This is a genomic window from Bradyrhizobium sp. NBAIM03 (assembly GCF_020194055.1).
Lineage (GTDB): Bacteria > Pseudomonadota > Alphaproteobacteria > Rhizobiales > Xanthobacteraceae > Bradyrhizobium > Bradyrhizobium yuanmingense.
Genome location: NZ_JADYVS010000040.1, coordinates 11,728 through 32,626, shown reverse-complemented (window position 1 = coordinate 32,626; position 20,899 = coordinate 11,728). Strand labels below are relative to the sequence as shown.

Sequence of the window (20,899 nt, the reverse complement as noted above, 5' to 3'; positions counted from 1 at the left end):
CCGCAGCAAAAGTCTTTGGGAGGCCAGGAGCCGACATGCTGTTTGCGCTCGACTTCTTCGCTCGGCGCCTTGCACAAGGGTTGGTATTGGTCGTTCTCGTGACGATGCTCATCTTTACGCTGCTGCGCGTCGTTCCCGGCGACCCTGTGCGTATGATGCTGGGGCCAATGGCGTCAGTATCTGTCGCAGAGCAGACCGCCAAAGATATGGGCCTGAGGGATCCAATCCCGGTTCAATTCGGCCGCTATGTCGCGCAAATCCTGACGGGGGATTTCGGGAGCTCTTTCGTCAGAAGCGCACAAGGCGGCAGCACTGGGGGCTCGCGAGGCGGCTCGACTTTCGATGCCGCCAACCGTGCATCCGTTTTGGGCCTCATCACAACCAGTCTACCCTTCAGCCTGCTCCTTGCTGGCCTTGCATTCCTGTTTGCCTTGGCAATCGCGCTCCCGATCGGCATAGCCGCGGGCTTGAGATCAGGACGATGGCCGGATCGGCTTGCACTGCATTTGGCTTCCGTCCTGGTCTCACTCCCCAATGTATGGTTGGCCCTCGTTCTCATCTTTCTCGTCTCCGCCAAGGCCGGATGGCTGCCGGCGATCGGCTATCAGGGGCCGAGCTACGCAATCTTGCCCGCCATTGTTCTCGCGATCGAACTTGCTCCGACCCTCATTCGGTCCGTCTCGGTCTCGGTGAGCGGAAATCTTGTCGAGCCATACGTGTCGCAGGGTGAGATTCGCGGTCTCTCGCGCAGCCGAATGATTGTCGCGCACGTGCTGCGCAATTCGAGCATCCCCGTCCTCAATGTACTCGGGATACAGGCCATTGGGGTTTTGCTTGGTGGTCTGTTCGTCGTCGAATACGTCTTCAACTATCCCGGCGTTGGCCTTTTGATGATCAACGCGGTCTTCCAACGGGATTTCCCAGTTATCCAGGCCATCGCGATCCTCGCCTGTGCGACCTTGGTGATGCTCAATATTCTCGTCGACTTTGCAGCGATGGCGATCGACAGGAGGCTCCAATACTAGCATCGACGGAACTTTCGGCCAGGACCGACAGCCCTGCGGCAACACGAGGTCGCGGCATCGCGGCCAGCATCTTCGTGCAGGCATGGCGAACAACTGAGTTCAGGATTGGATTTGCCCTGTTTTGCCTGCTGATCATCCTTTCTGTCCTGGGACCCTACATTCTCAATCTGTCGCCGACCCAATTCAATGTCAGCAAGAAATTCCTGCCACCGGCACTGCTGGATCATTCGAGCTGGCCTTATCTGTTTGGCACCGATCAACTCGGCCGTGATCTGTTTACCCGCTCCCTCATCGGTCTTCGGAATGCCCTGCTGATCGGCATCACGAGCGTTGCGGGAATGTTCATCCTTGGCTCAGCCATTGGCATGATCTCAGGCTATTTCGGCGGATGGGCCGGCTTGCTCTTGATGCGGATCACAGACGCGCAGATGTCGGTTCCCGCGATCATTCTGGCGATCACAGTTCTCGGCGTTTCACGTCCCACTCCGCTGGCCATCATCCTTGTTCTGATTCTTGCCGGCTGGCCGGCGTATTCTCGCGTAGCGCGCAGTGTGACCCTGTCCGAGCGCCGCAAAGAATATGTTCGAGCGATAAAGATTCTCGGCGCCTCAGACGCGCGGGTCCTGCTCGTTCATATCGCGCCCAACATCTTGCCTCCGATCGCCTTTGTCGCAATCCTGGACATTGCCCGCATGATGATTTTCGAGGCTGTGCTGGGCTTTATCGGGATCGGCATTCAGCCGCCCACCCCGACATTCGGCACCATCATCGCTGACGGCACGAAGTACATTTTGAATGCCTGGTGGATCACCACGGTGCCAGGCCTCCTGCTCGCGATCACACTCTGTTGCATCAACATCATGGGAGGAGCTCTAGAGCGATCTCGCAACAAGATCTTGCTGGGATTCGAATGATATCGCCGGTCAACATTCTTGATGTCCGCAATCTGACCGTCACCCTTGATCTCGGGCCGCGCGGAACGCGCGCCGTGCTCACCGACGTCAATCTGAGTGTCGATGAAAACGAAGTGCTCGGCATCATCGGCGAGAGCGGCTCGGGAAAGACGGTGCTGTCGCGGGCGCTTGTCAGGTGGGTCACCAGCCCACTCGAAATCGAATCGGGCGCTATCAGTTATCGCGGCAACGATCTTCTGAGACTACCCCGGGCAAAAATGCAGGCGCTCCGTGGGCGCAAGATTGCCTACATAGGCTCCGATCCCGCCAGTGCTCTCGATCCAACCCTTCCGGTTGGCCGGCAAATCGTCGAAAAACTCAAATTCATCGAGCCTGATATCTCCAACGGCGAGGCAGAGGGACGTGTCATACGTCTGCTCGATGCCGTAAAGATGCCCGGCGCGAAACAGCGATTTGAGGAGTTTCCGTTCCAGTTCAGCGGCGGAATGATGCAACGCGCCCTGATCGTGGATGCGCTCGTGACGAACCCGGACCTTCTGGTCGCCGACAACATTACGCAACCTCTTGACGTTACCGTCGCTGCTCAAATCCTTCGGCTCCTGCGCGAGTTGCAGCGGGATTTCAAGACGGCGATTCTGTTCGTTTCATCTTCTTTCGGGGTCATCAACGAAATCGCGCACCGGGTTCTTGTTCTCGCAGGCGGCCGCGTCGTCGAGACGCAAAGCGTTCAGCAATTGCTCGCGGCTCCGCAACATGCCTATACAAAGCAGTTGATAGCGGACATCCCCCGCATATGGCAGAGCTCGACTGAAGCCGTTGCAGATGAGGTGTCACCTGCCGCAAATGATGTCATTCTGTCGGTGCGAAACGTCAGCCGGATTTATCCCGCGAGGGATAGAAACAAGCTGTTTGCAAACCAGTTCGTGCACGCGGTGCGGGACGCTTCGTTCGACGTTCGACGAGGTGACAATTTGGCGATCGTCGGCGAATCGGGGTGCGGGAAGTCAACGCTTTCGCGTCTCCTGAGCCGCCTGGAGGTCCCGGATTCGGGGCAGATCTTGTTCATGGGCGAAGATATCGCGTCTATGAAGGCCAAGCGCCTATTGGCGCTCCGAAGGAAATTCCAGCTTCTCCTGCAAGATCCGTTTAGCTCCATTCCGCCTCATCTTTCGATCGGGCGAACCATCGCCGAACCTCTCTACGTCCATGGAGGGTTGTCGCGGTCCGAGATCCGCGATCGGGTTGCGGCGACCATGCAGGAAGTCGGACTGTCTCTCGACCTGTTCGGCAAACTTCCGGTCGGATTGAGCGCCGGGCAGCGTCAACGTGTGAGTATCGCCCGGGCCCTCGTTCTCGATCCCGAGTTGCTCATTCTTGATGAGACGCTATCGGCGCTCGACCAGATCGAGCAGCGCAAGCTGCTCGCCCTTTTTCAGCGGCTTCAGGACCAACGCGGAATTACCTACATCTACATCTCACACGATCTTGGGATGGTGCGGCGAGCCTGCAATCGCATCGCCGTGATGTATCTGGGGCGCGTGGTGGAACTGGCTGACAATCGGACCACCTTCATCGAGCCGAGACACCCCTATACCCGTGCGCTCTTGAGCGCGGTACCGGCGGTTGAGGAACGTCCTTTCAAGGCTGAGACCTACCTCCTGGAAGGTGAGCCGCCCAACCCAATCCACATCCCAGCAGGCTGCAGTTTTAGACCACGCTGCCCGTTCGCGCTCGATAAGTGCGCCATTGATGATCCGCCGCTCGCGGCACGCGGACGCGATGAATTGGCTGCTTGCCATCTGACAGAAATAGACCCGCACCATCAATGACTTTGCAGGATTGCGCGGCCATCCAATGGCGCTCCTATTCGGAGAGTGAACAGCATGGAGTTTGACTACATTGTCGTAGGATCCGGAAGTGCGGGATGTCCTCTGGCGGCGCGATTGGTTGAGCGAAAACAATCGGTCCTGTTGCTGGAAGCCGGGAAGAAGGAGCGTCTCAATCTGTCTCATGTTCCGGGTGCCCTCGTCTATACGATCGGGAATAGACGGTACGACTGGGCTTACAAGACGGAGCCAGATCCGAGCAGGGGCGGCGTGGTCGAGGACTGGCCTCGTGGCAAGGTGCCGGGAGGTTCATCTGCCATAAATGGGATGATCTTCATCCGCGGGGCCGCGCGGGACTATGACGCTTGGGAGGCGCTGGGCAACAGAGGATGGGGATGGAAGGACGTGTTGCCGTACTTCCGAAAAATGGAGACGGCGGATGAGGACAGAGACAATCAATTTCGCGGAGGGCTCGGACCTCAACGGGTCTCAGCTTTACGTTGGCGTCACCCCATTTCACAGAAGTTTATCGACAGCGTTCAAGCCGCTGGCATTCCCTTCAATGAGGATTTGAATGGTGCCTCGCACGAGGGAGTTGCCTGGAACCAAGGATCGACGCGCGACGGGCGTCGGCTTTCGGCCTTCGAGGCTTTCATAAGGCCAAAGCTGTCAGCAACTGATCTGAAGTTCTTGGATGATACCATCGTTCGCCACATTCTGTTTGACAAGACGCGCGCGAGGGGTGTTGCCGCCACGCATCACGGACAAAACGTCGATTTCATCGCAAGAAAGGGTGTCATTCTTTCGGCCGGCTCCATCAATTCCCCGCACTTGTTGATGCTTTCCGGTGTCGGTGATCCCCGTCATCTCACAAAACATGGCATTATTCCCCGTGTGGAAAGTCCTGAGGTTGGACGGAATTTGATGGAGCACCCGGGCCTGTATGTCCTTGCCGAACTCGATGTAGAGACCGCGAATGCACTGTCGCATCCCGTAAGGGGAACACTCGCCTTGGCGGAGTGGGTCTTCAAACGGTCGGGGTTCATGAGCGTGCCCACGGCGCAAGTCCTCGCCTTTCTCAGATCGACGCCTGAGCTTGCTGAGCCGGATCTGCAATTTCACCTCTTCCCGTTCGGCCTCACCAAGGAGAATGGAAGACTGAAAACCCCGAGAGCTAACCTGGTGACCATCCTGGTGAACGTCAATTATCCGAAAAGCACGGGGCATCTCGAACTAAGATCGAACGATCCTCTCGCTCCAATCGCCATCTTTCCGCGCTTGCTTGAACATCCTGATGATTTTGAGGGAGTTATGCGGGGATTGGATTGGGTCCGGAAGATCTGCTCTAAGCCCCCGTTCGGCTCTCATGTCGTCAAGTTCAGGGACGCACCCGTACCAGGGGCCGGGCGGCAGGCAGATGAAGCGTATATTCGGAAAGCGACTGTCCCCTTCTTTCATCCCGTCGGAACTTGCCGCATGGGAACAGACGATCGTGCGGTTCTCACGCCTTCTCTCAGAGTGAGAGGAACTGAGAATTTGTGGGTTGCGGACGCCTCCATCTTTCCTCGTCATATCGCGGGGAATACCAACGCCACGTCTATTATGATCGGAGAGAGGGCAGCAGATCTCATCCATCTGTAAGTCGTTGTTCCGTAAATCCAAATTGGAGAGAGTCCGTGGCGCGCTTCTGCGGTGCCAGGATTGGAAGGATGGAATAGGCACGCATGCATTCGATATCTGTCGTGCTCACTTCGAGAAATCGTATGACCTTGGCTCAGATGACAATGTGCGTATTATCGTAATTGTGCCGCGCACTATCTCCTGAATCAGCTGCCGCGAGTCTGAGCAGGCCGCTCGCGAGGCGCGGCCTCCAGGGCGCGGTAGCGAGCGAGCGGCTTGCGTCGATTCGGCCAAAGAACCTGTCGGGATTAGATACCAAAGCGTATCGTGCAGTCATTATGGCTTCGCGCTATGCCTTCGAAGAGACGTGCCTCATGGGAAAACATTCTGAGCGCTGCATAATCCTGCCGACCGGCGTCGCGTTATCGAGATGGCTGTGTTGCTCTCCCGTCGCGTATGAATGGCTACCCGTTGTTGCGAAGCAGACGCGGCCGCTTAGGCCGGGGCGAAATCTTGAGAATGCTCGCACAGCTCGACGGCTCAACAAAGAGATCGGACGGATGAACGCCGAGCGCTTCGGAAATTCGATCGAGAACATCAATCGTCGGACTTTTCGATTGGCGCTCAAGACCGGCCAAGTAGGAACGATCGATCCCCGCCGTGCGAGCCAATCGTTCCTGCGACATACCACGTTTGATGCGGATCCGACGGACGTTCCAGGCCAGTAGCGCACGAGGCTTCATGTCTCGAAGCTTGCCATTCCTCGATCGATTAAAACACTGGCTATCGCCTACCATTTAGATGAAAGTCCGTGTTCTCGCCGCACAAGGAGAAGTGCGATGTTCCGAGGCCTGCGGCCCCCCGGGCTGCGCAACACGATCGGCGCCTTCCGCCGATAGGCGCCGTCGCTTCCTGTCAGGCCGTGGCTAAGAGAATGCCGAGTTCAGCTCGCTCAGCCTCACGAAGATGGAAGGGCGGGTGGGTAAGCAGCGCACCTGACGGCGCAATGTCGTCGACGTGGGGACCGCGTGTTGGCTTCTGCATTGGCTAACCTCGGTTGGGGTTACCTGGACTGGCCATTCTTGGCCGATTGGGCTGCTTTGCCTAGTGCCATTTTCTGTATCGGTGATGTCACCCATCAGCCGGCTCGGCAGAACATCATGCTCTTGCAAGGCGCTACATGCGCATAAAATCCTCTCGTGCGATCGCCGAACGGCCCGCCTTAGTCGCGCGGGCTGGAAGAGGACCCGCAGCAGTGCGAAGCTTGCACACGGGACTTCTTTCGCGGACTCCGTTTGCGACTTCAATTGGGCGATTTGCTCTCTCCAAGTGTCTGCACCGCTCTATCGAAAGTGAGAAAGTGATGAGCACGTACGCGATAACATCCACTGCCGGGCCCGCGGGCTGCTTCGAAAGTGGTCGCCGACTTCGAACCTGAATGTGTCGGTTGACGTACAGCCTTCGTCGACGGCCTGTCGGCAACGAACTTTTTTGTGCGATCGTTTTGCGGCCGGATCAGACGCTCGAAACCAAGTAGTGTGTACGCGAGATCATGTATTGCTTTCTCGGTGCGTTTATGCCGCCTTCCTTGAAAATTTTCTGCACGGCTCGATGGCCGGGCGCTGGAATTCAGCTTCGTGCTTCAAGTTGCATCTCGCAAATGTTACAGGATGTATGCCGTCGATCGTTTGTTGCGGGCAAAGCGGACGACCTGCATTTAAAGAAGTTTATTAACTGGGCCAGCCTTACAACCCGAACCAACAAGCGTTGCTGCGCATGTAATTCCATTCGCGCGCGGATCTATCAGCATGACTGCGCGCGCGTGATTTTGGATGCGCTTTGATCGAGGTTCGAAATGCCCAATGTTGTGGAGTTTCGTCGACCGAGCGCGCCGGTGCGGGCCACTCTTGAAGCAGCAGAAACGACCGTCCTTGGACACGCCGGTAGTGCCATTCCCGATGGCGTGTGATTCCGGTCGATGTGCAAATCCAAATCCACGGCTTAAATCCATTCAAGCGAACGCCAAACTCACGATTGATCATGCCATCGCCACGCTGGAGCAGACTCATCGTCAGATACGAGCCGCCATACAAAAGATTGGCGACGCTTCAGCTGGGGCCAACCTTGAAACCAGTCTCGATCTGATTGAGCGCAACCTCGAACTCGCCAAACTGAAATCGTCCTGTCTATAGCTGACGTTTTCACCGGGCGATCAGGTCGCTGCACGCGAGCATTCTAAGCAAGGCAACCTTCCACTAGCAGAAAGCCATAGCAAGTGCTTGCAAATGCCAAAATCGCCGGTCGGCTGATGGTTGGTTTTCGGATTGCTCCTTCTGATGACCGCAGCAATTGGCGGCTACTCGATCCATGCCTCCCGAAGCGCGAGCGGATCGTTGGCGACCGTGGTCCGCCAAAAAGATCACGTGGTAAGACGAGCGCATCGAAAAGCGCGTATTGGAAGCTCGGATGCATGTATGGACGGCCTTGGCAACCGATGACCAGTCGCATTGGGAGAAGGCCGCAGGAAGCTTTAAGCGAACATTTGCGCAGCTTGATGAGCTCGCTGCCGACACCAAGGACTTGGGTCGCCAAGCACGAGTGCGGGATCTCAAAATAGCTGTCGCGGACGCTAACCTCCTCCTGCCAAGCAATTCGTGGTTTCGATAAATTGGAGATTACCGGCGGCGAAGGCCGCCGTAGGCGAGAAGCCGATCGAAGGAGTGGCTCACCCACCAAGCCCGAGGCCACATATGCGGCAAAGCCGCAAGTAATCCCAGAGCAAACTTAGCGGGCCTTTTCGTACTTGGCCTTCCAGCCCAAGAGCTTGTTCTGAAACCGTCCGCTATTGAGAAAAAGAAGAACCGTGAGCGACGCACCACGACGTAAACTGCAAGCTTCCAAGGAAACAGAGGGATCATCGATATCGCCGTCCCCTCAATTGAAAGCGTGAAGCCCAAGGCGACGTCCTCGCCTGGCGATGGGGCATATCTGGTAGCTGAAGCGCGACTAAGGGCTTGCCGATCACGCCTGCACCGCCTCCTCGACAGGCACGGTGCGGCTATTCGCCTCGCCAATTCATCTCAGAACTTCGATCCAGCGGGTTCGTCGACGTGTACTATTCGAGGCTTGCGGTGGAACGGGCCGAAGATCTTCAGGACGTTCCGCTCTTCTTCGACCAGCCTTTCGCAAAGATTTGACTGCCCAGTCGAGCTCGTTTTCGCCCTTGACCTAAGCGCCCGAGCCGCGGCGCTATTATCGACGGCCCAAATCGTCTGGATCAGAAGCGTCTTTTAATCTGGCTGCGGTTTCGCTCAGAGCAGAGAGCGCAGCTTGCATTTTGTCGGGCTGCGAACCGAGTGTCGTTTGAAGATGCTGCCGGTCGAGCTCGATGGCGCGATCGAGCGAGGAGCCGTATATCGCCGCAATCGCGATCTCCTTGGCCAAGCGCGTATAGCTCTGCCACATGAGATAGAACATCAGCGGCGGGACCTGACAGTTCGCAAGCATCTCATAGCAGCAGCCACCATTGCTGCGCGAGCACCACGAGCCGTCGAAAGTCTCGTCTCGTTCGGCTGAACTTGTCAGGGTCGACGCCGCCGATGAAGGCGCAATGATCGAGCCGATTCAGGCCCGCCATGATCGCAACTGGATAATCGACAACAGGAACGCCCTTGAAGTCGGCGACGGTTTCTTCGTGCGGAGCCTGCCTGAGAAAGGCATCCATCATTTCGGCCTAGCGGACGGCGCTGACCAAAAGATCTACGTAGCGCCGCGGCACCATCATCACGTAGCGGCAGGCTTCGAGCCGCGTGTGCTCCCAGATGGCACGCACATTCCCGTCGGTGTCGCCCAGTCCACGCTTGCAGTCAGGGTAAACCAACCGGCCTTCATCGGTTTCCTTGAGGTACAGCGGAAGCAGCCTGTCGAGGGCTGACAGGAGCGTCAGAGGTTCGAAGAGATCGCCTATAGCCTTTTCGGCAGAGGCTAGAACCGACTTCTTTGATCGTCCCCATCCGAACATTTTGGCCGCCCCAGGTCCATGCTGCGCTGGGGCTCGCCTGAAGACGCAAGTCCGCCCATTTCCGGCCTTTGAATGATCCGGAGCCCGCCCGAATCGGTTAGTGGGTTATTAACCGCCGTTCGGCAGGCTTGCGGCCACGGTTATCGCTGCCTAATCAGCCCCCCAGCCCAAGGCAGCGTAAGATGGCCGGCGGTGGATGAGCTCCGCCGGCCGTTTTGCTCGAGAGACTGTCCGCGCTCTCTGCCGTTACGGAGCCTTCGAAGGCCCGCCTCGCAGTTGACGGTATCCGCTGTTGGCCATCCAGAGCGCGCGCTCAAGATGGGTTTCAAATGCCTGCCGGGCCCGCTTGGGCTCGCGGTCTGGGTCGATACCAAGGACGATCCGCGATACCTCGCGCCAGTCAGCGCCCTCGGCATTGGCGTCGAGCAGGCGCCAATACGTGGTCATGTGCTCTTCATCGTACACGGTAAGGTCGGACCCAGAGGGCGCTAGATTGGCGAGAACTGGATTGAGGAGAGGCGGCATTGGCTTCCCCGCGATCATTGGTTGTGACACCGGGATATTTCCCGGTGTTTGTGTCGGCGGCGTGACCGGTGCAGGATCACCCAAACAGCCGGCGGCTGACATTGATGATGAAACCGGCCGGTGCGCCGATGATAGCGCCGACTAGGCCATAGCCGGCGGCGCCACCGGGACCGATCATCACCGCGCCGTAGAAGAAGCCGATACCTGTACACAAGACAATCATGCCGATCAGTGTCCGATCGTTCAGCTCTTCGATCCGGTGCAGGCGTTGCTCTTTGGAGCTTTGCACATAAGGACCGGCTGGCTCACGCGAGCCGCAGTGCGGGCAGGCGACGGCCGAAAATGAGACATTGCCGCCGCAGTCGGAGCAGCCAATCAGTTCCTGTTGTACGCGCCCGCCCGTCATGCGTCCCAACGTAGCCGCCTCGCTACCATGGCGCTACAGGCTTTGCCCGGGGTCCACAATCACTATTCCTCGGCCCGGGCCAATCGTCGCCTAGCAGCTCGCCAGAGGAGGATCGCTGGAGCGGCACTGCCGAGATATTCGACGCGGCCCGCGCCGGCGTCCAGGCCGCCTGGGAGGCGCTGGCGGTCGCGCGACGGCCGTCGAGTAAACTGCCCACCTGGCTAACCGTCGCATGAAGCATACCGCAGAACGTCCAAGCGCCGATCCGGAAGCCGCGGCCCTCCGGACTAAACTGTTAAAGGTGGGTGTCGATGGATCGAATGGAAGGCGACCGTATCGCGTGGGTCCGCCACCTTGCCGAAGCGACGGTACGACGGCGTACCCCTTGGCTGTTCCGGGCATTCGAACTCTGATGATCTTCACTGCCGCGACGTATACTTCCAGATCGGCTTGTGAGAGGCCGGGGCGGCCTGGATAACACCCGAGCTGACGAGTGAGCCGCAGATGTCTCACGTGGCTCGTCGAGCAACGCAGCAGTTGAGCAGCTTCTCTCTCCGTCCACATCTGCGAGTTCGGTTTGATCTGCGCTTCATCGCGCGATTCAAACACGGTGCACCTTTGCGCGTCGATATAATTAATGGCTCAATACGTGTTATACAAAACAATACAACGTAAACGTTGACGTGGCCGAACCGCATTTCCTATCGTCGCAATGAGGTCCAGAAAACCTCGTACGGCAGGCGTAATCGTTTTCCCCAGAGTCCTGAGTCCTCGCGCGTATGTCCAGTGACGCAAGCCTAACGGCGCGAGGGAGCGCCTGTCGTTGCTTATTTCTGGCTCCGGACGACTATCTCGACCTCAGAAAGATCGACGGAGAAAACCACAGTGAAAGCGGTAACAAAACAGAAGGCAGACAGAGCTTGCGCCAAAGAGTTGAAGATTTTGGCACGGGTCGAAAAGGATCTCGAAAATGCACGCGGCTCCGGAGCGGTTGAAGACCTCTTCCTTGGGCTTGAGGAAAACTACTCGATGCACATGCGCACCGAGCATCAAAGCGTCCGAGCAAGATGCGAAGCCATCTTGCGCGCCGGCAGTTTGCCGAAGGCGTAACTGACGATCGTAGAGCGCTCCGTAGGGAGCGCTCTACGCATTTGAGCAACGCGGCCGGCAAAAGCCGGCATCTGATGGCCCCGGCACGCTTCTAAAAGGTGGTAATAACCCGTGCGAGACCTGATCATCGAAGCCTTCGACAGCGTCATCCGCCGCGAGATCGCGGAAGCGGACGACGTTCGCAAGGAAATCGCCCAGCGCGGCGTCTATTGGGCTGGCGACGAGATATGCATGCTGCGTCACCAAGTCGCCGCGCTGCGCAAGCGTGTTGCCGAGCTTGAAGAAACCGACGCGTGATCTCAGCAGACCGCGTTCTCCTCGATGCCCTTTGGAACCGTGGCTTGAATCGCTTCGCGCGGCACCGTGTCCGGTTATCACAGTGCGCGTGCAGATCTTTTGCCTTAGCAGTCATCTGCTCGCGCGGGTTTTCGCGGCTGATGCGCTTGCCGGTCTCCGGGTCTTTGATGAACCTTTGGCGGTTCCAGATGATGGGCCCGGCGTACAGCTCATTCTGAAGGATGCCGTTCAAGCGCTTGCGGCTACGGTCAATGGTCGAGTCGTTTCAGGCCCCGCCACGTGGCCCGGGTACGCCTATCTTGTTCAAGGCAGCTGCGATGTCGCGTGGCGAGTTGCCGCCTTCAACGGCTTCTTCATCTGCGGTGTTAGACTCACGAGGGCTTTTCCTTGCCGATGCATTCGATGAGGAAGCGTGACAGCGCTTCAAACGTGTCAAATCGGTTTATGGTGTGGCCCTTATAGACTTCCTTGGAGAACCAGAACATGCTTCGACTGAAGGTGAGCCACGCCGAGGGCATCAAGACATAGTCGAAGATCGCTTCGTTCTTCTCGTCCAGCCGAACCGCGACAACCCATCCCTTCGGCCACCTCACGCGGTATTGCAGCGTCCAGCGCAAGGGCCGGTTTTCATAGTTGCGGCATCTCGCGACCCGAAAGACGACATTCACGGCATTATCGATTCGAAGACATTCAGTCGAAGCATTGAGGGTGGCACGGCGACCAAGTCTCTTAAAAGCGTCTCGAAGGCGAGCAGCATTGCTAAGCTGAAGGGCGGCCCATCGTTGGTGCGCGGCGTATTTGTCAAACCATCCTTGATTGCCGTTGTACCCGATGAGACGATAGATGTTCCGCAGCGCGCCGAAGTGCAAAAGATACGAGGACATGGACGGCAGGCCTGGACTTGACTTGACGATCGTCTTACTAAGCCTGCCTTTCTTCATCAGGACCTTACGAAGCCGAAGCAACATTTCCTCTTCGGGAATGCTGACGCGCCCCTCACGCATAATCTTTTGCGCGCGCCGGAATGCGTCGCGATGGACGATAGGTTGGATGGCATTCTCTTTTCTGATCCAGAGCTCCCTTGGGTTGCGCGTGACCTTGGCGCCAAGTTTCCTGCTTTTGCGATTGTAGGTCAGAACGCCGATATAAGCGTGGTTCCGGAGGAGGTCACCGACAGCCTTTCCAAGCCACGGTCTTCCCTGGCTATTCAAGATCCCTCGCTGGTTGAGCTCTCGGGCAATGGTGGCCTGCGATTTGTGACGGAGATATTCGTGGAGAATCCAATTCACGATCTCGACTTGATCGGGCGCGCCGGGGATGAGCTTGACATGGTCGGTAAGCAAAGATTTGCGCTGGCCGATCGTTAAAATGCCCTTCGGCCTGCATTGATCGTCGACGAGACATCGTTGCAACGCGTAAGCCGTAGGGCCGCCCATTTTGAAGACGCGATGCGTCAGTCGGACTAACCCTGCGAAAACTTTGGCGGAGAGTTCCCGACTGAACTCAGCCGCCATCACTCTCTTAATATTCTTCATGATGCTGGCGAGAACGCTTCCGTCATTGTCGAATTGTTCCGCGCAACAAGCAACCTTGACGCCCGACTTGCGGCAGATGAACTCGTAGTGCGCGCTCTCGTCAACGTCCTGAAAGCGTCCCCACCGGCTCACGTCGAAGACAAGCAGATGAGCGAAGTCAGCGCGTCCGGTTGCACGTCTTCAACCAGTTCGGTAAGGCCCCCCCGGTTTTCGATTTTGAGGCCGCTTTCTCCCTCGTCACGATAGGTGCGGACGATGGTTAGCTTGTGAAGTTCGGCATAGGTCGCGATGACCACTGCCTGATTCTCAATCGAGGATTGCTGATAATCCGTCGACATGCGGACATACTGCGCCGCCCGTAGCGCTTTTTGCGACTGAGGCAGGCGTTTCGCGTGTACAACAAGGGCGTTGCCCATGTTGCCTCCCCGCGGCGATATCGCGCCGCGCCGTATTGCGCATCGCAAACCATTTAGGCGCATCATCAAGTCCGCGCCATCGGAAAGTGTATTCAGAAAGAGTCAACTGCTATGTCGTTTTTCTTGAAAGCACGTTGCGGCGGGCGAAGCGAGCTGCAGAGAAATGCGGGTTTGCGCTTTTGGGCCGATTTTGTTGCAGAAGTCGGTAGGATCGACGCTCTCAGCCGGGGCTGAGATCTGAAAATTTGGGCTCGCGATCTCTTGGCCGCCTGCCCGGCATGGGCTGCGGAGACGGCCGGGCACTGATGCCTGACGCAACAACGCGACGGACGCACTTACGCAACTCATAGTTCGGCCGTGTTGGGTGGATGGAGCGCCAGCTTGGCAAAGCGACGAAGGTTCTGAGCTATTGCTGCAAGCGTAAATTCGAACCGCGCGCCGGCCGGTCCACGCAGTCTTAGGCGGTCGAACCGCAGGATCCGCTTGAGGTGCGCAAACAGCATCCGAACCTTCTTACGATCTCGTCGGGTCTGATCGTAGGCAGGTGTCTTGGCGATAGCCCGGGCGACATCGCGCGCTGCCTCGTGCACGTGGCGTGTGATCTTCCGGCTCGGCGAGTTTGGACAGCACTTGGATTTGAGCGGGCAGTCGCGGCAATCGGCGACGCGCGAGAAATACGAGATAGCGTCATCTCCGCGTGGTCCGCGTGCGCGGCAGGATCTTGCCGCTGCGGCAGACATATTGATCGCGCGTCTCGTCATAGATGAAATCGTCGCGGCTGAACGTGCCGTCGTCGCGCTGTGACTTGTCGATCACCGGGATGTGGGGCGCGATCCCCTTCACATCGACCAGGAAGTGGAGATTTTGGGCCGCCCGTAGGCCGTATCCGCGACGAGCCAGTCGGGTTTGATGCCGAACGTCTTCTCAGTCCTTTCGATCATCGTTTGGGATGCGCCAACCTCGGATTGGCGGATCGCCCGGGACGCTTCGACATCCATGATAATACCGAACTTGATGTCGATGAGGTAATTGTCGGCGTGGGCGAAGAACGCGGCGTTGCGCAGTGCGCCAGTCCACTGCGCGGCTGGGTCGGACGGCGCGACAAACTTCGGCACGACGTCGGTGGCACGACCTCATGCTGGATCGTCGAGATTGGCGAGATAGTCCTGAACGGCGCGCCTAGCCCCCATCGGGTCGATGTCGTGGCGCCATTTATCGCCCGGCGTCGAGCGGCACTTATTGGCGTCCGCCGCGATCAAGCTGGCATCGACGGCGAAACCATTGCCGCCGACAAGGCCAGCCTTGATGCACAAAGCGACGACGCGCTCGAAGACGTGACGAAAGACATCATGATCGCGAAATCTCTCGTTGCGGGCGCGCGTGAATGCCGAGTGATCCGGGATCCTGTCTTCTATGCCAAGGCCGCAGAACCAGCGATAGGCGAGATTGAGCTGAACCTCGCGGCATAGTGCGCGCTCCGAGCGGATCGCGAATACGTAGCCAAGGATGAGCATCCGGATCATCAGCTCCGGATCGACCGATGGTCGGCCAGTGTTGGAGTAATGCGGCGCAAGCTCGACGCGCACCCACGACAGATCGAGAACTGCCGCAATTTGCCGAACCTGATGGTCGTCCGGCACTACGGCCTCGAGGTCGAACGCATAGAACAGATGAGCCTGCTCGCCGTTGCGCCGCCCCATCATCGAATCTCTCCGTCGATAGCCGCTTCACTTCGACGGAATCACGGTTCGCACCGATCCTCAAGGTAGTTCTGCAACAAAATCGGCCCGTAGCCGACATGTCCCGGCGCAGCTCTTTCGTCTGCTTCTGACGAGGCAACCAGCAGGATATGGTCGTTGTCCTTGTCGATGATGTTGAACGCCAATCCATCATGGCTGTGGCGATCGCCACGTCGGCCTTCTTCTCCTTATTGCCGCTATTCTTGTTGTAGACGTGGGTCTTGAAGCCGGCCTTGTCGACCATCTTCCAAAATGAGTCGCCGGGAGGAGGTGAACCCCACATACGGCCGTCAGCTGGCAAGCCGACAGCCCTGGCAGCAATTTAGGATTGGATGAATTCTTCAAGCTCGTCGATCATCTGTTTACCGGGTTTGATTCCTCGGAAAGGATATCAATGGCCTTGAGCCTTGCGTCATACTCCTCGTATGTGCCGAGCAGGGCTTGGCCAACTGTCAAGTTGTGCACGGGATCGATAATCGAGGGGGAGTCGTAAGTTAGGGAGGTTGGTCCAGTAAATAGAACTTCTTCGCCACGCTCGTCGCGTCGCAACGTTCGGTCCGTACACCATTTGACGAGTTGCGTGACCTCTCCCTTCCCGGACTCAATGATGGGCGGCAGCTGCCGAACCGAGTAGAAATTCGTCCGCGGAGAATACATCTGCCGCGAATCCGAGCTCATGCGCTCGTCTGGTTGAGCGGTAAGGGTCAGCAGGCGCTTGCCTTTCGGACGCTCGAGCGTACCCTGAATTAGACCGCCTTCTCTGATCAGTCTAATGTGCGCCAGCTTTTTTGGAGCACCAAGAACCTCTCGTCCCGAGGCGAGAGCTGCATCATTTACCGTCACGTAAATGTAAGGGATGTAGTAGCCAGTCTCACCGTCGGGATCACGAACTTGAATTCCTGAATAGCACTCCAAGTATGGCCCGACAGTGCTTGAGCGATAGCTCGCGACTCCCACAATGGCGATTGCAGGGTTTGCTGCAGGTGCTAGCTCCTTCGGCAATAAACAATTCGCCTCGTGCCCCACGCTGAACATAAGGTTTATGGCTTGGCAGCCGAGAAACGCACTGCCACGATTTTTGCCCCCATGGTAAAGAGGCGCATCAAGCGGAATGCCTTTGACGTCGGGCATCGCATCCTCCTTGATCTCAGAATAATTCGCGCGGTTGGAGATTGAGCTATTCATCTCACCGCGCCTCTCCGGTTGTTGAAGCGCCCCTGAAGCGACTGTATTGCGCTGGATGCGATGTGGATTCGGTAGTCCGTACGGCACATCGATCCGGTGATAGCGATCTTCGCTACGCGAGGCCGCAGTGCCGTTTCTGCGCCTTGCACCTCAATCCGCCGGATTAAACGATCCGAAAACATCCGACACGCTTGACCTTTTCCATTCTAGAAGCCGGCAGCTGTCCTGTGCTGCCGGATGCGCCTGATTGTGCATCCATTCCGGCGGAGCGTGCTCGCCGATGATGACGTCAAGGCGAGTGGGTGATTCCTATTTGTCTATCAGTCGTTATGCAACGTCGATGCCAGGCACCTCGTGCCGTTTATACGGCTCACTGGCTGACGTCAAATTGCGTACGAGTGACCCGACAACTTTCGACTCTTGTTTTGTTGCCTTGCTCGCTTGTCCGATTGACGACGCGATGTCGAAAGCCCGACATGATCAAGTATCCGGACAGAAAGTCGATGAGGCTCTCTCACGAGTTTTCGCAACAGCATGGCTATCGCCATTGTGTCTCGATTAAACCAGATCAGCGCAACATTATCGCTCGCATGGTCGAAAACGCAGGCCCTGACATCGCCGTCTCGGTGGAGAGTCGGAAGACCTCCAGCGCCTGTGCAAGAGTCACGTGAGGCTGACTTCCCATCAGAGTCTCGGCGCGCCGATTGCACGGAATGGATACTCCAATTCGCAAGACTTAGGAGAACCTCATGCGTTCTGCGCCCCACTTTTCGATCCACAAGGAGCTCAGCACCGTTCGGCACCGGTATCGCTCCGCTCGCCGGTACCGATCCTATCTCCGAAACCGGAGGAAATTCGGTCGCAAATTGTCGGCGTCTAGAAGGTGGGATAATTCGGCAAAGCCAATGCAACAATCCAAAGGATGGCTACCGCCTGAGCGGCGGAAGCATGTTCGCGACGTGAAATCGTTATTGAAGTGCTTTAGCGCCAATTTACACGGGTACTGCGCACAGGCTTTGGGCATCAAAGATGATGCGTAGCAGAGGGCAGATCGGCAAGAGTCCGGGGCGTGGTGCAGACCGCAACTCTTGGCTTGCCCGACTTTCAATGCTCGTTCTCAACCATTTTGATCAACATGCCCGTCATCCTTTTTGATGCTGAAAAACCCTGCACCGCCACTGATCGAGGGAACCAAGAGTTATGGGACGTGTGAGCGAAAAAGTCATTTTGGTAACCGGCGGGGCTCGAGGGATGGGGGCCGCTCATGCGCGCCTGCTGGCAGCCGAGGGCGCTAAAGTCGTGATCACCGATATTCTTGACAATGAAGGAGCGACTTTCGCGGCCGAACTTGGCCCATCCGCGATCTATGTGCGTCAAGACGTCGCCCAGCCAGGGGAATGGTGCCAGGCGATCGCGGCTGCGGAGGGCAAGTTCGGCGCGCTGCACGGCCTCGTCAACAATGCAGGCATAGCGAGTATGGCTCCCATCGAGCGGTTCCCGCTCGAGCAGTGGGAGAAGACCCTGGCTGTCAATCTCACCGGTGTATTCTTGGGAATGCAGACGGCCCTACCTGCCATGCGCCGCGCGGGCGGAGGCTCGATCGTCAACATCTCGTCGGTTGAGGGGCTGAGGGGTAGTGCTGGGCTTCACGCCTATGTTGCTTCCAAGTTCGGCGTGCGGGGCATAACGAAGTCCGCTGCCTTGGAGGCCGCCGCGTCCGGCGTTCGCATAAACTCTATCCATCCGGGCTTCATCAACACTCGGATGACAGAGAACATCGATCTTTCCGGTTTTCCAATTCCGCTCGGGCGGCCAGCCGAGCCGCAGGAAGTGTCACAGGCAGTCTTGTTCCTGCTTAGCGACGAGTCCTCTTATCTTACCGGCTCCGAAATCGTCGTCGATGGCGGTCTGACGATCGGCGTCCCGCAGAAGTGTCAGGCGGTCGAAAACATCTTCTGACTATCAGCGGACGGATTGTCACATCAAACGAGATGGAATGTCGCGATGTATTACACCAGTGGAAATTACGAAGCTTTTGCTCGGCCCCGCAAACCCGCCGGCGCGGACAGCAAGACAGCTTGGTTCGTTGGTTCGGGGTTGGCTGCGCTCTCCGGCGCGGCCTTCTTGATCCGCGACGGGCAGATGCGTGGCGACCGTATCACCATCCTCGAACGACAGACGGTTCCGGGAGGCGCGTTGGACGGTTGTCAGGATCCGGAAAGGGGATTCGTGATTCGAGGTGGCAGAGAGATGGAGGATCATTTCGAGTGTCTCTGGGATCTGTTTCGTTCGATCCCATCGCTCGAACTTGAAGGCGCCAGCGTGCTCGATGAGTTTTACTGGCTGAACAAGGATGATCCGAACTACACACTACGGCGGGCGACGGTGAAACAGGGGCAGGATGCCCATACCGATGGCCTCTTTACACTGAGCGAACAGGCCCAGAAAGAGCTGATTGCCCTTTTTCTTGCCACTCGTAAGCAGATGGAGACCAAGCGCATCGACGAAGTGTTCGGGAGAGATTTCTTCAACAGCAATTTCTGGCTCTATTGGCGGACCATGTTCGCCTTTGAAGAATGGCATTCGGCCCTCGAGATGAAACTTTATCTGCATCGATTCATCCACCATATCGGCGGCCTGCCGGATTTCAGTACGCTGAAGTTTACCAAATACAATCAATATGAATCGCTTGTTCTGCCGTTATCCAAATGGCTGTTGGCGCAAGGCGTCAATTTTCGCTACGGGGTCGTAGTCACCGATATCGATTTCGACATAAAGCGTGGACGCAAGCAAGCCACAGCCATCCGCTGGCTGGAGAATGGCATTGAGGGCAGTCTCATTATTGGCGCCGACGATCTTGTTTTCATGACGATCGGGTCGCTGACCGAAAACTCGGACATGGGGGACCATCACACGGCCGCTAGGCTCAACGAAGGACCGGCGCCCGCCTGGGATCTGTGGCGGCGTATTGCGGCCAAAGATGCGGCCTTTGGACGCCCAAATGTCTTTTGCGGCAATATTCCTGCAAGCAAATGGGAATCGGCGACGATCACGACCCTGGACAAACGCATTCCAGCATACATCCGCAAGATCGCCAAACGCGATCCGTTCAGCGGCAAGGTTGTCACAGGAGGCATCGTTACGGTGAAAGATTCGAGCTGGTTGCTCAGTTGGACCACAAATCGCCAGCCGCATTTCAAGCGCCAGCCCAGCGATCAAGTCGTCGTCTGGGTCTATTCGCTATTCGTCGATAAAGCCGGCGACTACGTGAGGAAACCGATGCAAGATTGTACGGGCGAGGAAATCACGCAAGAATGGCTTTATCACCTCGGTGTGCCGGTTGCGAGTATACCGGAACTCGCCGCTGGGGCCGCCAAGACGGTCCCGGTGATGATGCCCTACGTCACTTCCTTCTTCATGCCGCGGCAGGCGGGCGATCGGCCAGATGTTGTGCCGAAAGATGCGGTCAATTTCGCCTTCATCGGCCAGTTCGCGGAGTCGGGTGAACGGGATTGTATCTTCACGACGGAATACTCCGTTCGGACCGCGATGGAAGCCGTGTATATCCTCCTCAAGATTGAACGTGGCGTGCCAGAGGTATTCAACTCGACCTATGATATTCGCAAGCTGCTTGCAGCAATGGGTAGACTGCGCGACGGAAATGAAATTGAGATCCCGGGACCTGCGTTCCTGCGCGAGCTCATTCTAAAAAAGCTTGAAGCGACTGAGCTTGGCGAACTACTCAATAAATATCACCTGAGTTGATTAAGGCGCGGACGCTGCGGGCGACCGTTCGCTCGGATAGAGAAGCGCTGTCCTGCGCCGTGACGGCTCGGACTCGCCAAGGCGCGGATCAAACGTTCGCGCCGATCTTCCAGGCAACCTTTAGGCGTACTCTGGAATTCGGTGTTCTTTCGGCTTGATGTTATTCTCGCCACACGCATCCGATTAACCACGAGGTGAGGGCGAAACTAGCTAGTGGCTCGTCACAGTGATTTTGATGGTTTGATACCGGCCAGCTTAGGATCGGCAAGTTTTCTGGCGGCGCGAGGATTTCGATGCTTCTGGGGATGCAGGATTCGGCGGGTGGCCGTCCGAACATGTGCGAATAGTATAGATGAACGCCAGATAATGGCCCTGCTTCTCGGTAAAGCGTGCGTCTGGTTTTTGACTCATGGATCGATTCATCCGTGCCTCCTTAGTCGTCCGTGAAGAACAGGTAAGGGGCTGATCTGGAGGCGCTTTTTTTCCGGCTGCGGCGACTTTGTGTGATTGCAGGC

At 57.3% G+C, this 20,899-nt stretch carries 18 protein-coding genes and 1 pseudogene; 10 read left to right on the top strand and 9 right to left on the bottom strand.

What is annotated here, in order from left to right; genetic code table 11:
- The first annotated feature begins 38 nt into the window (after positions 1–38).
- Genes I6F21_RS35065 through I6F21_RS35050 form a run of 4 tightly spaced genes read left to right on the top strand, consistent with a single transcriptional unit; the run spans position 39 to position 5,406 of the window.
- On the top strand, positions 39–1,025 hold the full coding sequence (locus tag I6F21_RS35065; protein WP_050992061.1) for an ABC transporter permease: 987 nt from the start codon (positions 39–41) through the stop codon (positions 1,023–1,025).
- A complete protein-coding gene (locus I6F21_RS35060; RefSeq protein WP_225184140.1) occupies positions 1,019–1,939 on the top strand; it encodes an ABC transporter permease in 921 nt (306 codons plus the stop codon). The genes I6F21_RS35065 and I6F21_RS35060 overlap by 7 nt, the downstream gene beginning before the upstream one ends.
- Entirely contained in the window at positions 1,936–3,768 is a 1,833-nt protein-coding gene (locus I6F21_RS35055; protein WP_225184131.1) for an ABC transporter ATP-binding protein, read from the top strand. Before I6F21_RS35060 ends, I6F21_RS35055 begins: the two co-directional genes overlap by 4 nt.
- 54 nt (positions 3,769–3,822) lie before the next feature.
- Entirely contained in the window at positions 3,823–5,406 is a 1,584-nt protein-coding gene (locus tag I6F21_RS35050) for a GMC family oxidoreductase N-terminal domain-containing protein (protein ID WP_225184130.1), read from the top strand.
- 443 nt (positions 5,407–5,849) lie between these two features.
- Here the strand turns inward: I6F21_RS35050 and I6F21_RS35045 are convergent, their stop codons facing one another.
- Positions 5,850–6,128 (bottom strand): helix-turn-helix transcriptional regulator, encoded by a 279-nt coding sequence (locus I6F21_RS35045; RefSeq protein ID WP_109141590.1) that lies wholly within the window; start codon positions 6,126–6,128, stop codon positions 5,850–5,852.
- 1,164 nt (positions 6,129–7,292) lie between these two features.
- Between I6F21_RS35045 and I6F21_RS35040 the strand changes: the two genes are divergently transcribed.
- On the top strand, positions 7,293–7,577 hold the full coding sequence (locus tag I6F21_RS35040; RefSeq protein WP_225184129.1) for a hypothetical protein: 285 nt from the start codon (positions 7,293–7,295) through the stop codon (positions 7,575–7,577).
- A gap of 1,060 nt (positions 7,578–8,637) precedes the next feature.
- On the opposite strand, the gene I6F21_RS35035 is transcribed toward I6F21_RS35040, so the two are convergent.
- Positions 8,638–8,862, bottom strand: a complete 225-nt coding sequence (locus I6F21_RS35035) for a hypothetical protein (RefSeq protein ID WP_225184128.1) — start codon at positions 8,860–8,862, stop codon at positions 8,638–8,640.
- A gap of 49 nt (positions 8,863–8,911) precedes the next feature.
- On the opposite strand from I6F21_RS35035, the gene I6F21_RS35030 reads away from it, so the two are divergent.
- Positions 8,912–9,319 carry a hypothetical protein gene (locus I6F21_RS35030; protein WP_146207640.1) on the top strand — a complete coding sequence of 136 codons (408 nt, stop codon included), beginning with the start codon at positions 8,912–8,914 and terminating at the stop codon, positions 9,317–9,319.
- Between the two features lie 333 nt (positions 9,320–9,652).
- On the opposite strand, the gene I6F21_RS35025 is transcribed toward I6F21_RS35030, so the two are convergent.
- Both I6F21_RS35025 and I6F21_RS35020 read right to left on the bottom strand, forming a co-directional pair.
- Positions 9,653–9,931, bottom strand: a complete 279-nt coding sequence (locus tag I6F21_RS35025) for a DUF2285 domain-containing protein (RefSeq protein ID WP_036046027.1) — start codon at positions 9,929–9,931, stop codon at positions 9,653–9,655.
- Between the two features lie 76 nt (positions 9,932–10,007).
- Positions 10,008–10,337: a hypothetical protein gene (locus I6F21_RS35020; RefSeq protein ID WP_109141585.1), complete on the bottom strand. Its 330-nt coding sequence runs from the start codon at positions 10,335–10,337 to the stop codon at positions 10,008–10,010.
- Positions 10,338–11,222: 885 nt separating this feature from the next.
- Here I6F21_RS35020 and I6F21_RS35015 point away from each other — a divergent pair.
- On the top strand, positions 11,223–11,447 hold the full coding sequence (locus I6F21_RS35015; RefSeq protein ID WP_109141584.1) for a hypothetical protein: 225 nt from the start codon (positions 11,223–11,225) through the stop codon (positions 11,445–11,447).
- A 111-nt stretch (positions 11,448–11,558) separates the two neighbouring features.
- On the top strand, positions 11,559–11,744 hold the full coding sequence (locus I6F21_RS35010; RefSeq protein ID WP_109141583.1) for a hypothetical protein: 186 nt from the start codon (positions 11,559–11,561) through the stop codon (positions 11,742–11,744).
- A 371-nt stretch (positions 11,745–12,115) separates the two neighbouring features.
- Here I6F21_RS35010 and I6F21_RS35005 read toward each other — a convergent pair whose 3' ends face one another.
- The 5 genes and pseudogenes from I6F21_RS35005 to I6F21_RS34985 form a co-directional block, all read right to left on the bottom strand.
- Entirely contained in the window at positions 12,116–13,279 is a 1,164-nt protein-coding gene (locus tag I6F21_RS35005) for a recombinase family protein (RefSeq protein WP_225130560.1), read from the bottom strand.
- Positions 13,280–13,407: 128 nt separating this feature from the next.
- A complete protein-coding gene (locus I6F21_RS35000; protein ID WP_225184127.1) occupies positions 13,408–13,695 on the bottom strand; it encodes a recombinase family protein in 288 nt (95 codons plus the stop codon).
- Positions 13,696–14,039: 344 nt separating this feature from the next.
- Positions 14,040–15,398 (bottom strand): annotated as a pseudogene (locus I6F21_RS34995) (IS1182 family transposase).
- 38 nt (positions 15,399–15,436) lie between these two features.
- Entirely contained in the window at positions 15,437–15,580 is a 144-nt protein-coding gene (locus I6F21_RS34990) for a hypothetical protein (RefSeq protein ID WP_225184126.1), read from the bottom strand.
- Between the two features lie 208 nt (positions 15,581–15,788).
- Positions 15,789–16,565 (bottom strand): acetoacetate decarboxylase family protein, encoded by a 777-nt coding sequence (locus I6F21_RS34985; protein ID WP_225184125.1) that lies wholly within the window; start codon positions 16,563–16,565, stop codon positions 15,789–15,791.
- A 1,254-nt stretch (positions 16,566–17,819) separates the two neighbouring features.
- On the opposite strand from I6F21_RS34985, the gene I6F21_RS34980 reads away from it, so the two are divergent.
- Positions 17,820–18,578, top strand: a complete 759-nt coding sequence (locus I6F21_RS34980; protein ID WP_225184124.1) for a glucose 1-dehydrogenase — start codon at positions 17,820–17,822, stop codon at positions 18,576–18,578.
- A gap of 45 nt (positions 18,579–18,623) precedes the next feature.
- Positions 18,624–20,384 (top strand): oleate hydratase, encoded by a 1,761-nt coding sequence (locus I6F21_RS34975; protein WP_109141580.1) that lies wholly within the window; start codon positions 18,624–18,626, stop codon positions 20,382–20,384.
- The last annotated feature ends 515 nt before the right edge of the window (positions 20,385–20,899 follow it).